Annotated in this window: 9 protein-coding genes; 5 read left to right on the top strand and 4 right to left on the bottom strand. The window is 71.7% G+C overall.

Annotated features, from left to right (window positions below):
- Positions 1–124: 124 nt before the first annotated feature.
- Entirely contained in the window at positions 125–3,838 is a 3,714-nt protein-coding gene (locus Cba03nite_RS20715) for a family 78 glycoside hydrolase catalytic domain (protein ID WP_203748674.1), read from the top strand.
- Between the two features lie 100 nt (positions 3,839–3,938).
- Here the strand turns inward: Cba03nite_RS20715 and Cba03nite_RS20710 are convergent, their stop codons facing one another.
- The 4 genes from Cba03nite_RS20710 to Cba03nite_RS20695 all read right to left on the bottom strand — a co-directional run bounded on the left by Cba03nite_RS20710 (position 3,939) and on the right by Cba03nite_RS20695 (position 8,406).
- On the bottom strand, positions 3,939–5,303 hold the full coding sequence (locus Cba03nite_RS20710) for a PIN domain-containing protein (protein ID WP_203748671.1): 1,365 nt from the start codon (positions 5,301–5,303) through the stop codon (positions 3,939–3,941).
- A 111-nt stretch (positions 5,304–5,414) separates the two neighbouring features.
- The gene (locus tag Cba03nite_RS20705) at positions 5,415–6,446 is read right to left on the bottom strand and encodes a LacI family DNA-binding transcriptional regulator (RefSeq protein ID WP_239125915.1); all 1,032 of its coding nucleotides are present in this window, start codon (positions 6,444–6,446) and stop codon (positions 5,415–5,417) included.
- Positions 6,447–6,532: 86 nt separating this feature from the next.
- On the bottom strand, positions 6,533–7,813 hold the full coding sequence (locus Cba03nite_RS20700) for an MFS transporter (protein WP_203748669.1): 1,281 nt from the start codon (positions 7,811–7,813) through the stop codon (positions 6,533–6,535).
- Positions 7,810–8,406 carry a winged helix-turn-helix domain-containing protein gene (locus tag Cba03nite_RS20695; RefSeq protein ID WP_203748667.1) on the bottom strand — a complete coding sequence of 199 codons (597 nt, stop codon included), beginning with the start codon at positions 8,404–8,406 and terminating at the stop codon, positions 7,810–7,812. Before Cba03nite_RS20695 ends, Cba03nite_RS20700 begins: the two co-directional genes overlap by 4 nt.
- Before the next feature lie 209 nt (positions 8,407–8,615).
- Between Cba03nite_RS20695 and Cba03nite_RS20690 the strand changes: the two genes are divergently transcribed.
- From Cba03nite_RS20690 to rhaS, 4 genes are read left to right on the top strand one after another with little or no spacing between them, the layout of a single operon-like run.
- Entirely contained in the window at positions 8,616–10,115 is a 1,500-nt protein-coding gene (locus Cba03nite_RS20690) for a sugar ABC transporter ATP-binding protein (protein WP_203748665.1), read from the top strand.
- Complete coding sequence (locus Cba03nite_RS20685) at positions 10,112–11,143, top strand: ABC transporter permease (RefSeq protein WP_203748663.1); 1,032 nt, start codon at positions 10,112–10,114, stop codon at positions 11,141–11,143. Before Cba03nite_RS20690 ends, Cba03nite_RS20685 begins: the two co-directional genes overlap by 4 nt.
- Complete coding sequence (locus tag Cba03nite_RS20680) at positions 11,136–12,149, top strand: ABC transporter permease (RefSeq protein ID WP_203748661.1); 1,014 nt, start codon at positions 11,136–11,138, stop codon at positions 12,147–12,149. Before Cba03nite_RS20685 ends, Cba03nite_RS20680 begins: the two co-directional genes overlap by 8 nt.
- Positions 12,150–12,191: 42 nt before the next feature.
- Entirely contained in the window at positions 12,192–13,244 is a 1,053-nt protein-coding gene (rhaS, locus tag Cba03nite_RS20675) for a rhamnose ABC transporter substrate-binding protein (protein ID WP_203748659.1), read from the top strand.
- The last annotated feature ends 5 nt before the right edge of the window (positions 13,245–13,249 follow it).

Below are 13,249 nucleotides of genomic sequence, written 5' to 3'. Positions count from 1 at the left end.
CGGCCGGAATGTGTCGGGCAGGTTTCCGGCATGCATTGACAGTCTTGAAAGCGGGTCATAGGGTCTGGACACCCATGGGCAATTGAAACGTTTTAATCCATGCGATCCCGTCCGAGGAGTCGCCATGCCCGATCACGTCCCTCTCGCCCGTGCCCGCGCCCGCACCGCCGCGCTGGTCACCGTCCTGCTCAGCGCCACCGCCGCCCTGTCCGCGCCGCCCCCCGCCGCGGCCGCGGCCCCGGTCAGCGTCAGCGGCGCGCACTGGATCTGGTATCCCGAAGGCGATCCGCGCACCACAGCCCCGGTCGCGAACCGCTACTTCCGCAAGACCTTCACCGTGGCCGCCGGCGCGGTCACCGACGCCCAGCTCGTCGTCACCGGCGACGACACCGTGGACGTCTGGCTCAACGGCAAGCCCCTGGCCGGTTCCGCCCGCGCGGTCGACTCCTGGAAGAGCGCCGTCTACGTCGACCTCGCGCCCGCCCTGGTCACGGGCGTCAACACGCTGGCCGTGGCGGCGCGTAACACGACCTCCGGACCGGCGGGCCTGCTCGGCCGGGTGCGCGTCGCCACGGCGGGCGGCACCGTCGACCTGATCACCGACGCGAGCTGGAAGGCGTTCCAGAGCTCACCGTCCGGATGGGAGCAGTCCGGCTTCGGCGACGGGTCCTGGCCGGCCGCCGCCGACCTCGGCGCCTACGGCATCGCACCATGGAACAGCCAGGTGGTCGGCCCTGACACGGGCGCGGTCTCACCGCTGGCCGTCGCCGAGGCCACCACGGAACGGCGCGTCAACCCGCTCGGCGTGGACGCCGCCGTGCCCCGGTTCGGCTGGAAGCTCAGCTCGGGCACCGCGCAGCAGTACCAGGCGGCGTACCAGGTGATCGTGGCGAGCAGCGCGGCCAACGCGAACAGCGGGGTGGGCGACGTGTGGGACAGCGGCCGGGTCGGCAGCCGCCAGGCGGTCGACGTCGCGTACGCCGGTCCCGCGCTCACCTCGCTGCGGCGATACCACTGGCGGGTGCGGGTCTGGGACACCCAGGGCCGCACCGGCGGCTGGAGCGCCGTGCAGTTCTTCGAGACCGGCCTGCGCAACCCCGGCACGGAGTGGCAGGGCGCGTTCATCGGCCAGCCCGCCGTCACCGACGGCCTGTCCGGCGCGAGCTGGATCTGGTATCCCGAGGGCGACCCGATCGCCGGGCTGCCGCCGATGACCCGCTACTACCGGCGCACGTTCACCCTCTCGGCCGCGCCCACGCAGGCGAGCCTGGTCGTCACCGGCGACGACACCGCCGACGTGTGGGTCAACGGCACACAGGTCAGCAGCTCGCCGCGGGTCACCGACTCGTGGAAACAGGCCGCCGTGCTCGACCTCGCCGGACGGCTGACGAGCGGCACCAACGTCATCGCCGTCTCGGCGCAGAACACCACCCAGTCCCCGGCCGGGCTCATCGCCAAGCTCACCGTCGGCGGCGGCCCGACCATCGTCACGGACGCGGGCTGGAAGGCGTTCCAGAGCGGCCCGTCCGGCTGGCAGCAGACCGGCTTCAACGACTCCGGCTGGGCCGCGGCGCGGGCGCTGACCGCGTACGGCACCGGCCCGTGGGGCGCCAACGTGGTGGTCCGCCGACCGGCCCCGCTGCTGCGCAAAGGCTTCACCATCAGCAAGCCGGTCGCCTCGGCCCGGCTGCTGACCACCGCGCTCGGCCTGCACGAGACCCGCCTCAACGGCGCCCGCGTCGGCAACGACGTGCTCGCCCCCGGCTGGACCGACTACAACAAACGGGTGCAGTACCACGTCCACGACGTGACGGGCCAGCTGCGGCAGGGCACCAACGCGCTCGGGGCCTGGCTGGGCAACGGCTGGTACTCCGGCAGCCTCGGCATGGCCGGCTCGCAGCGCTACGGCACCCAGCCGTGGTACTCGGCGCAGCTGCACATCTCGTACACCGACGGCACCAGCACCGTGATCCGCACCGACGGCACCTGGAAGACCGTCACCGGCCCGATCCGGGCCGAGGACCTCTACACCGGGGAGGACTACGACGCCCGGCTGGCCGTCAGCGGCTGGGACGGGCCCGACTTCAACGACTCCGCCTGGCCCGCCGCGGCCGTGCGCTCCGGCACCGCGCCCCGGCTGGTGTCCCAGGTGGACAACGGCGTCGCCGTGCAGGCCGAGATCCGGCCCGTCTCGGTGAGCCAACCCAAGCCGGGGGTATGGGTTCTCGACCTGGGCCAGAACTTCGCGGGCTGGAACCGGCTGCGGGTCACCGGCCCGGCCGGGACCACCGTCACCATGCGCCACGCCGAGGTGCTCAACGCCGACGGCACCCTCTACACCGACAACCTGCGCGTGGCCGGCCTGGCCACCGACCGCTACACCCTGGCCGGCACCGGCGCGCAGGAGGTGTACGTGCCGCGGTTCACCGTGCACGGCTACCGCTACGTCGAGCTGACCGGCTTCCCGGGCACGCCGAACCTGGACACCGTGACCGGGCTCGCGGCCTGGACCAAGGGCGCCCAGCTCGGCACGCTCACCACGTCCAACAGCCTGGTCAACCAGCTCCAGCAGGCGATCGTCTGGGGGCAGCGGTCCAACATGCTGTCCATCCCCACCGACTGCCCCAACCGCGACGAGCGGCTGGGCTGGACCGGCGACATCGCCGCGTTCGCGGGCACCTCCACGTTCAACGTGGACATGCAGGCGTTCCTGGACAAGTTCGCCGACGACCTGACCGACGCGCAGCACGCCGACGGGGCGTTCACCGACACCGCGCCCGACGCCTGCTGCGGCGCCGGGACCGCCGGATGGGGCGACGCGGGCGTGATCGTGCCGTACACCCTGTGGCAGCGCTACGGCGACCTGCGCGTGGTCGACGAGCACTTCGACGCGATGGCCCGCTGGGTGGACTACCTGCGCGCCACCTCCGGCGCGGACCTGATCCGCAACACCGGCGGCTACGGCGACTGGCTCAACGTCAACGACGACACCGCCCGGGACCTGATCGCCACGGCGTACTTCTCCTGGTCGGCGCGGCTGGTGTCGCGGATGGCCGCGGCCACCGGGCGCACCGCGCAGGCGAGCAGCTACGGCACGCTCGCCGACCAGGTCGCGGCGGCGTTCCGCAACCGCTGGGTGTCCGGCGACGGCACGGTGGCGGGCAACACCCAGACCGGGTACGTGCTCGCGCTGTCGTTCGGGCTGCTGCCCGCCAACCTGGTGGCCCCGGCCGTGAACAAGCTCGCCGGGGAGGTCTCCGCCGCGGGCGGGCACCTGACCGTCGGCTTCCTCGGCGTGGAGAACCTGCTGCCGGTGCTGGCCGACAACGGGCGGGCCGACCTGGCGTACCAGATCCTGCTGCAGCCCGGATTCCCCGGCTGGGGCTACATGCTGGGCAAGGGCGCCACCACCATCTGGGAGCGCTGGGACGGCATCATGACCGACGGCGCGTTCAACACGCCGTCGATGAACTCCTTCAACCACTACGGGCTCGGCTCGGTCGGCGACTTCCTCTACCGGCAGGTCGGCGGCCTCAGCCCGGCGAGCCCCGGCTACCAGTCGCAGCTGGTCGCACCCCGGCTGGGCGGCGGCCTGACCTCGGCCCGCACGGCGCTGCAGACGCCGTACGGGCAGGCGGTCAGCGACTGGTCGGTCTCCGGGGGCGTGCTCACGCTGCGGGTGACCGTCCCGGCGGGGACCTCGGCGACGGTACGCGTGCCCGCCGCCTCGGCCGCGGCGGTGACCGCACCGGCGCAGGCGGTGCCGTTCGGCTACGCCTCGGGCGCGGCCGCGTACCACCTGCCCTCGGGCAGCTACGTGTTCACCGCCCCGGCGTGATCCGGCGGGTCGAGGGCTGAAGCAGTCTGCCGGCTGCTCGCCTCACCTGGGTTCGGCCAGGTGAGGCGAGCAGCCGGTCTGCCCGTTGGCGGGCCTTCGGTCACGTTCGGTGAACGTTGGCCAGGGCCTGCCGGAGCACCTCCAGATGCGTGAGCGAATCGTCGTGGCCATTGAGGAATAGAGCCTGAGCTGCCGCATCTCGCCAGGTGGCTTCGCTGGCGGACCGAGCTAGCGTCGCAAGCATGCGTAGCTGATCGAGCTGCAACTCCAGCGAGTTGACCTCTACCTGGCTTTCCCGAAACTGGGCGTGTGCGATCTCCCGGGCATCGAGCGCGTGCTCGGCCTCGTGGGCAAGGTGGCGGAGCATGTCGGCGTCGTGGGCTTCGCCGGAAGACATGAGTTCTTTCAACCCGACCTCTCGCTCCCGGGCATCGGCATACTTGCGGTTCGTCACGGCCACCCTGTTCCTGGCTTCGAAGAATCTGGCGCGCGCGTTGGCGAGCCGGTGGCCTAGATCTGCCTCGGCCTCATCGAGCCGCTGTATCTGCGATGGGTAGTGGAACATCGTGCCGATCTCCGTGGCATGGATTTCGGCTTGCCGGATCGTCTCCTCGCTCACCGTTGCGTCCAGGTACCGACGAGCGTTCTTCAGGAAGTCCCCGACGTTCATCATGACGAGACTGCAACCGGCCACCTCCCTGGCTTCGGCGGACAGTTCGGGCCGGGCGGAGACGTTCTTGCGATTGACCTGGCGGTACCAGTCCTCTTTCTCGTCGCCGGTGATGAACAGCAGATCGCGCGCATTGATCTCCTTGGCTCTGCTGAGCGTCTGGGCCCACACGAAGTAGTCGCCGTAGGGTTCTACCTTCTCGGCGTCGCGGAACCCAGGCGGAACGGAGTTCTCGATCCGGCGGGCAGCCTCGGCCATATGGGCTTCCGTGTCCGCGCCGAACGGTGCGCCGATACGGCCTTCCAGCATCGTCTCGATGCGGCGGAGAATGGGATCGTCGTCGAGCGAGCCTGCCTGCGCGTGCTTCTTTCGGAGTGTCTCGATCGCCTCGAGCAGAGGATCGAACGCGCTGTTCAGGGAGGAGGTGAGCAGGCTTCGTTCCTCTTCGGAAAGTGAGACTCGCTTGAAAAGCTCGTTCACCCGTTCCTGAAGCTCCTTGGTGACCTTGGCGCTAGTCTGATTGACGTGCGCGAGAAGCGACGAGTAGCCGTTTCGCAGGTCTGACACGACGTTGACCCGGTTGCGGTAGAACTCCAGACCGACCTGATGCGGGATCCATACGCGATCGCGCATCTTCTCGATGACCGTCAGCAGTTGCTCACTCGCCTCCGAGGTATATCGGTAGGCGCTGAACAGCACATTGGTGTCCAGCACGACGAGGCCCGAGGAGAACGCCTGTTGAATGTCATCTTTGGACGGCACAAGGAAGTGCCTAAACTGTTCGTTGAACGCCACCACTGGTCCTCCCGAGACGAGCCCCGCCGAACATATTTCAGAGCTGAGCCGGGGAAAAGCGAATACAGCACGTTCGGGTGACCGGCCCGGTTTCCCGAGGGGGTAGGGGTGTCAGGTCGTTTGCGGCCGGCCCACACCCGAGGTGGACTGGCGGACGACGAGCTGGGGCTGGAAGACGACGTGGCGGTGGCCGTGGTCGCCGTCGTTCTCCGCCTCCTCGAGCAGCATCTGCGCGGCGGTGCGGCCGAGCTGCTCGCGCGGCTGGCGTACCGAGGTCAGCGGCACCGCGGCCGCACCGGCGAACTCGATGTCGTCGTAGCCGACCAGCGCGATGTCCTGCGGCACGCGCAGCCCGCCCACAGTGAGGCCCTGCAGCGCGCCCAGCGCCAGCAGGTCGTTGGCGCAGAACAGCGCGGTCGGCCGCTGCTTGGCGGGCAGCGCGCAGACGCGCTCGGCGGCCTCCCGCCCCGCCGCGACGGTCAGCGAGCGGGTTTCGAACATCCGCAGCTCGACCCCGTCGCCGTGCGCGGCCAGCGCCTCCGACGCACCCGCGTGCCGGTCGGCGACCTGCGGGATGGCGAGCGGACCGCCGACGAACCCGATCCTGCGGTGCCCGGCCGCGGCGAGATGCTCGGCTGCCAGGCGCCCGCCGAGCCGGTCGTCCACCGCCACCGAGCAGCGGTTGGACTGGCCGGACCCCCGGTCCACCAGCACCACCGGGATACCGCGCGCCACCAGCCGCTCCAGGCGGCGGTGGTGGTCGTCGCCGACCGGCGTGATCAGCAGGCCGCGTACCCGCTGCTCCTCCAGAAGATCCAGGTGGTGGCGCTCGCGGGCGGGATCCTCGCCGCTGCTGCACACCACGAGCATGCCGCCTGCTGCCTCGACCACGGCCTCCGCGCCCCGGACCACGTCGGTGAAGAACGGGTTGGACACGTCGAGCACGACGATCGCCACCGTCCGGCTGCGACCGGCGCGCAGCTGCCGGGCCGAGTCGTTGCGGACGTAGCCCAGCTCCCTGATCGCGTCGAGCACCCGCTGCCGCGTCTGCGGGGCGACCGCGTCGGGGCGGTTGAGCACGTTGCTGACCGTGCCCAGCGACACTCCCGCGCGCTGGGCGACCTCCTTGATGCTCGCGGTCACCGCTCGCCCCTCCTCGCCGTACACCCCGGTTGCTGAAACGATACAAGCCAATGGCTTCCGCGGTGCCCACGGCCCCGCCCTCCCGGTCAGCGAGCGGCCACCAGCTCGGCGGGGTCCGCGGCGGGCGCCGGGGCGCGCCGGGCCGCGCGCCAGGCGGGCAGGTAGAGCGGGGCGGCCAGGGCCAGCACCACCGCGCCGACCAGCATCGCCGTGCTGACGCTGGTCCCGGCGGCCAGGGCGGTGAGCACGACGCCGCCGAGCGCGCCCGCGGGCTGCGCCATCATCGAGTTCAGCGAGATCACGCTGGTCCGGTAGGGGCCGTCCACCTGGCGGTGCAGCAGGCCGGTGTGCAGCGGATTGGACGCTCCGTGCACGGCGTAGCAGCACAGGTAGGCGACCAGGACACCGGCCGGGCCGGCGAACAGTCCCATGCCGACCACGGTCAGGCCCTGCAGGATGCGCAGCAGCGCGGCGCCGGGAGCGGCTCCGGGCCAGCGCAGCAGCAGCGGGGTCAGCGCCGCGCCCGCCGCGGACATCAGCCAGGCGGCCGAGCTGGCGGGGCCGAGCAGCGCGGCGGCGCGGTCGGCGTCGGCGGTCACCTCGGCCAGGCGCACCGGCAGCAGGGACTCGAAGGTGACCATGCCGAAGCCCCAGAACAGCTCCACGCAGACCAGCGCCAGCAGCACCCGCGACCGGCGCAGCAGGCCGAACGCCTGCCCCACCATCCGGGGCGCCTCGCGTACGGACGCCCGCAGCGCGGCGGCACCGCGCGCGGGGCGGTGCTCGGTGAGCAGCACCAGCAGCACGATCAGCGCGACGACCTGCAGGACGGTCGCCGCGACCAGGGGGACGGTGAGCGCGCTGAACGGGCCGAGCGGGCCCAGGGCGACCAGACCGCCGGCCAGCAGCGCACCGGACGCGATGGCCACGCCGATGACGGTGCCGGCGTGGCCGAGCCCTGATTCGTAGTTCGCCTCGGGGTCGGCGGCCAGGGTGGCATCGACGTACCAGGACTCCAGCGGGCCGCTGTCCAGTGCCCGGTGCACACCCTGCAGCGCCCAGGCGAGGAAGAACATCCAGAAAGAGCCGGCGGTCAGGAGCACGGCCAGCGACAGCAGGTTCACTGTCCAGGAGGCCACGAGCACGGGCTTGCGGCCGATCGCGTCGGCGAGGCCGCCGGTGGGCAGTTCGAGGGCGAGCACGAGGAGCCCCTGCGCGGTCGCCGCGAGGCCGATCTCGGGCAGCGACAGGCCCCGCTCCTGCATGAACAGGATCAGCACGGGGATCATCAGGCCGGTGGGCAGCCAGCGGAGGCCGTGCAGGAGCAGGTAGCGGCGGCGCACCTGCGTCACGGTCAGCGCACTCATCGCAGCTCCTCCGCCCGGGGGAAGCTCGCCAGGAACACGTGCACCTGGCTGGCGTCCTCCTCCTCGGCGAAGGCGGCGTCCTGGCGGTATTTCACGATCACATCCCAGATCTCGTCGTTGAGGGCGCGCAGGCGGGCGGGGGACAGGGTCAGCAGCGCGTCGCCGATCGTGGCGGCCTCGCGCCAGGCCCGGTCGGCGGTGTCGCGCGCGGTGAACCACTTCTCGGCCTGCTCGCTGAGGAAGCGCAGCTGCTCGCCGCCGATCCAGTCGGCCGCGGCGCGGGCGTCGGGATCGTCGTCGAAGTCGGTGGGCTGCCAGGTGCTGGCCTCGTGCGCGGCGCGCCAGAAGCGCTGCCGGGCGGTGCCCCGGTCGGTCTCCTCGGTCACCAGGCCGACCTCGGCGAGCTGGCGCAGGTGGTAGCTGGTGGCGCCGGTGTTCGTGTCGAGCAGCCGGGCGAGGGTCGTGGCCGTGGCGGGGCCGTCCACGCGCAGCATGCCGAGCAGGCGGACGCGCAGCGGGTGGGCCAGGGTGCGGATCTGCGTCGCGCTCAGCCGCACGACGCGGTGGGTGGGACTGCTCGACTCTTCGACCATGGATGCACAATAACTGTGCACATCTCCTTTGCACAACTTCTGTGCATAGGCCGGCGCTGGTGGGAGGCGGCCGTCGAGGCCGGCTGAATCCGTTGGCACGTAACAACTCGGTAACGCGGGCGGAATCCTTGACGGCACATCCGTCGATCTCCTAACGTCTTCGTACGACACGATGAAACGTTTCAGGCACGTCGCCGAAAGGGGAACCCGTGCCGACACCGGTGCTCGCACTCGAAGGGGTCAGCAAGTCCTTCGGCGCCGTCGCCGCGCTGCGCGACGTGCACCTCGAGCTGCACGCGCACGAGGCGCACGGGCTGGTGGGGGAGAACGGCGCCGGCAAGTCCACCCTGGTGAAGATCCTCGCCGGGGTGCACGCCCCGGACACCGGCACGATCACCCTCGACGGCCGCCCGCTGCGCCCGGCCGGCCCCGCCGACGCGCGCGCCGCCGGGATCGCCGTCATCTACCAGGAGCCCACGCTGTTCCCCGACCTCAGCGTCTCGGAGAACATCTTCATGGGCCGCCAGCCCCTGCGCAGCCTGCGCCGCATCGACACCGCGCTGATGCGCGCCCGCGCCGCCGAGCTGTTCGACCGCCTCGGCGTACGCCTCGACCCGGACCGGCCCGCGCGCGGCCTGTCCATCGCCGACCAGCAGCTCGTCGAGATCGCCAAGGCCATCTCGCTCGACGCGCGGGTGCTGGTGATGGACGAGCCGACCGCCGCGCTGTCCGGAGTGGAGGTGGAGCGGCTGTTCGCGGTCACGAGGTCGCTGCGCGACGCGGGCACCGCGGTGCTGTTCATCTCGCACCGCTTCGACGAGGTCTTCGCGCTGTGCCAGCGGATCACCGTCATGCGCGACGGCCGGTGGGTGTCCACCGATCCCGCGTCCGCGCTGGGCGTGGACGAGGTGGTGCGGCGCATGGTCGGCCGGGAGGTCTCGGCCATGTACCCGAGGCAGGACTCCGCCGCCGGGGCGCCCCGGCTCCAGGTGCGCGGCCTGACCCGGCGGGGGGCGTTCGCCGACGTCGGCTTCACGGTGCACGCGGGCGAGATCGTCGCGCTGGCCGGGCTGGTCGGGGCCGGGCGCAGCGAGGTCAGCCGCGCGATCTTCGGCGTCGACCGGTACGACTCCGGCGAGGTGCTGGTCGACGGTGTACGCCTGCCGCCCGGCGACATCGCCGCCGCGATCCGGGCCGGCCTCGCGCTGGTGCCCGAGGACCGCCGCCAGCAGGGCCTGGTCATGGAGCTGTCGGTCGAGCGCAACACCAACCTGCCCCGCCGGTGGCGGCTCACCCGCGGCGGCCTGCTGTTCGGCGGCGCCGAGCGGCGCGCGGCCGTGGGCTGGGCGCAGCGCCTGCAGGTCAAGGCGGGACGGCTCACCGACCCCGTGTCCACCCTGTCCGGCGGCAACCAGCAGAAGGTCGTGCTGGCCAAGTGGCTGGCCACCGAGCCGAAGGTCCTCATCGTCGACGAACCCACCCGCGGCATCGACGTCGGCACCAAGGCCGAGGTGCACCGGCTGCTGTCCGAGCTGGCCGCCGACGGCGTCGCGGTGCTCATGGTCTCCAGCGAACTCCCGGAGGTGCTCGGCATGGCAGACCGCGTCCTGGTGATGCACGAAGGCAGGCTGACCGCCGACATCCCGCGCGCCCGCGCCGACCAGGAGACGGTCATGCGCGCCGCCACCGGGCAGGCGGCCGCCGCATGACCCTCGTCGACTCCCCGCCCGCCGAGGCGGCGACCCAGGGCACCCGGGTGGCCCGGCGCGCGTTCCTCGTCCGCGAGCTGGGCATCGGGCTGGCGCTGGTGCTGCTGATCGCGGTCACCTACGCCGTCAACCCGCGTTTTCTCAGCGCGCAGAACATCAAGGACCTGCTGCTCGGCTCGACCATCCTGGCGATCCTCGCGGTCGGGCAGGCCGTCGTCGTCATCACCCGCAACGTCGACCTGTCCGCCGGGTCCGTGCTGGGCCTGTCCGCGTTCGCCACCGGCGCCGTGTTCGTGGCCGCCCCCGGGCTGCCCATCCCGCTGATGCTGGTCATCGGCACGGCGCTGGGCGCGGTGCTCGGCGCCGTCAACGGCGGGCTGATCGCGGCGGCGAAGGTGCCCGCGCTGGTGGTCACGCTCGGCACGCTGTACATGTTCCGGGGCCTGGACTACACCTGGGCCACCTCGCGGCAGATCAACGCCGCCGACATGCCGCCCGCGTTCCTGCGGATGGGCACCGAGACCGTGCTCGGGGTGCCGGTGCTGGCGCTGTTCGCGGTGGCCGTGCTCGTCGCGGTCGGCTACTACCTGCGCCACTACCGGGGCGGGCGGGAGCTGTACGCGATCGGCTCCGACCCCGCCGCGGCCAGGCTGTCCGGCATCCCCGGCGGGCGGCGCGTGTTCGCCGCGTTCGTCGCGAGCGGGGCGCTGGCCGGGCTGGCCGGGGTGCTGCACGCCGCCCGGTTCGGCACCATCGACGCCAACGCCGGGCTCGGCATCGAGCTGAACGTCGTCGCGGCGGTGGTCGTCGGCGGTGTCGCCATCTTCGGCGGCAGCGGCTCGGTGTACGGCGCGGCCCTGGGCGCCGTGCTGCTGACCACGATCCGCGCCGCCCTGCCGGTGCTCGGCGTCAACCCGTTCTGGCAGGACGCCGCCGTCGGCGCGCTGATCCTCGCCTCGATCGGCCTCGACCGGGCCCTGTCCGCCCGGGTGGGCCGCAGCCTGCGCGAAGGGAAGGCCCATGGCTGAGCGCATCGCCCCGGTCCGCCGCGTCCTCGGCTCCTGGGACGTGATCGTGCTGCTCGCGGTGGTGGCCGTCGCCACGGTCGGCGCGTTCACCATCGAGGGCGTCGCCAGTCCCCGCTTCTGGCGGTTCGTGGCGCTGGAGGCGCTGCCGATCGCGCTGATCGCGCTGCCGATGACGCTGGTCGTCATCACCGGCGAGATCGACCTGTCCGTCGCCAGCGTGCTCGGCCTGACCTGCACGGTCATGGGGCAGCTGTGGGTGTCCGGGGTGACGTCGCTGCCGCTGCTGATCGCGCTCTGCCTGCTGCTGGGCGCCGTGCTGGGCGCGGTCAACGGGCTGTTCGTCACCGGCTTCGGGCTGCCCTCGCTCGCCGTCACCATCGGCACGCTGGCCCTGTACCGGGGCCTGGCGTACGTGGTGCTCGGCGACCGGGCGGTGGCGAACTACCCCCGGGAGTGGACGAGTTCGGCGATCGCGCCGATCCCCGGCACCACCATCCCCTGGATGATCCTGGTGCTGGCCGCGCTCGCCGTGGTGTTCGCCGTCGTGCTGCACGCCACCCCCGTCGGCCGCGCCCTCTACGCCATGGGCAACAACGCCGAGGCGGCCCGCTTCGCCGGGGTGAACGTCCGGCTCACCAAGTTCTGGCTGTTCGTGGCGACCGGCACGATGTCCGCGCTGGCCGGGGTCTTCTGGACGCTGCGGTTCGCCAGCGCCCGCGCCGACAACGGCAGCGGCCTGGAGCTGGCCGTGGTCGCCGCGGTCCTGCTCGGCGGCGTGTCCATCTTCGGCGGGCGCGGCGCGCTGCTGGGCGTGCTCGCCGCCGTGGCCCTGCTCGGCGTGCTGCGCAACGCGCTGCAACTGGCGTACGTGCCGGCGAACACGCTCACGGTCATCACGGGGGCACTGCTGATCGCCTCGGTCGTCGGACCGAATGTCGCCGGGATGCTGCGCGAGCGGCTGCGCCGGCGGCGCTCCACCGCACCAACCGCTACGCCCACCACCTGATGCCGCAGGTGATCGCGGCTTCCGAGCGAAGGGAACTCAACGATGAGAGCAGGTAATACACGGGCCCGCCTGGTCGCGGCGGCCGTGCTGGCGGCGCTCGCCCTCGGCACCGCCGCGTGCGCGGAGGACACCGGCGGCGACCCCGGCAGCGAGACCGGCGCCGGTGGCATGAAGACCGGCCTGAAGATCGCCTTCCTGCCCAAGCAGGTCAACAACCCGTACTTCACCACCTCCGACAACGGCGGCAAGGCCGCGGTCGAGGAGTTCAAGGGCGTCTACAGCGAGACCGGGCCGTCCGAGGCGAGCCCGTCGGCGCAGGTCAGCTACATCAACACGCTGTCGCAGCAGAACACCGACGTGATCGTGGTGTCCGCCAACGACAAGGACGCCATCTGCGGCGCGCTGAACGAGGCCCGCACCGCCGGGGCCAAGGTGGTCACCTTCGACTCCGACACCAACCCGTCCTGCCGGGACCTGTTCATCAACCAGGCCACCGCCGAGGGCATCGCGCAGAACCAGGTCAAGCTGATCGCCGAGGCGGTCGGCCCGGACGGCGGCGAGATCGCGATCCTGTCGGCCACCGCCAACGCCACCAACCAGAACGCCTGGATCGAGCTGATGAAGGCCGAGCTGGCCCAGCCCGAGTACGCCAAGCTCAAGCTCGTCGACACCGTCTACGGCGACGACCAGGACCAGAAGTCGTTCACCGAGACCCAGGCGCTGCTGGCCAAGCACCCCAATCTGAAGGGCATCATCTCGCCCACCACGGTCGGCGTGGCCGCGGCCGCCCGCTACCTGTCCGGCTCGACGTACAAGGGCAAGGTGCAGCTCACCGGCCTGGGCACGCCCAACCAGATGCGCGCGTTCGTCAAGGACGGCACGGTCAAGGCGTTCGCCCTGTGGAACCCGGCCGACCTGGGCTACCTCGCCGCGTACGCGGGCGGCGCGCTGTCCTCCGGGCTGATCACCGGCAAGGAGGGCGACAGGTTCAAGGCGGGCAAGCTCGGCGAGTTCACGGTCGGCAAGGACGCCACCGTGCTGCTGGGCGACCCGTACACGTTCAACGCGTCCAACATCGACCAGTTCGACTTCTGATCGAT

The sequence above is a fragment of the Catellatospora bangladeshensis genome (assembly GCF_016862575.1).
GTDB classification, from domain to species: Bacteria; Actinomycetota; Actinomycetes; order Mycobacteriales; family Micromonosporaceae; genus Catellatospora; species Catellatospora bangladeshensis.
The sequence above is the reverse complement of the archived record's forward strand: the minus strand, read 5'-3'. Positions and strand labels throughout refer to the sequence as shown.

Coding starts and splice junctions, on each gene's coding strand:
- Cba03nite_RS20715 (WP_203748674.1), top strand. CDS start 125: ATGCCCGATCACGTCCCTCTCGCCCGTGCCCGCGCCCGCACCGCCGCG.
- Cba03nite_RS20700 (WP_203748669.1), bottom strand. CDS start 7,813: ATGAGTGCGCTGACCGTGACGCAGGTGCGCCGCCGCTACCTGCTCCTG.
- Cba03nite_RS20695 (WP_203748667.1), bottom strand. CDS start 8,406: ATGGTCGAAGAGTCGAGCAGTCCCACCCACCGCGTCGTGCGGCTGAGC.
- Cba03nite_RS20685 (WP_203748663.1), top strand. CDS start 10,112: ATGACCCTCGTCGACTCCCCGCCCGCCGAGGCGGCGACCCAGGGCACC.
- Cba03nite_RS20680 (WP_203748661.1), top strand. CDS start 11,136: ATGGCTGAGCGCATCGCCCCGGTCCGCCGCGTCCTCGGCTCCTGGGAC.
- rhaS (WP_203748659.1), top strand. CDS start 12,192: ATGAGAGCAGGTAATACACGGGCCCGCCTGGTCGCGGCGGCCGTGCTG.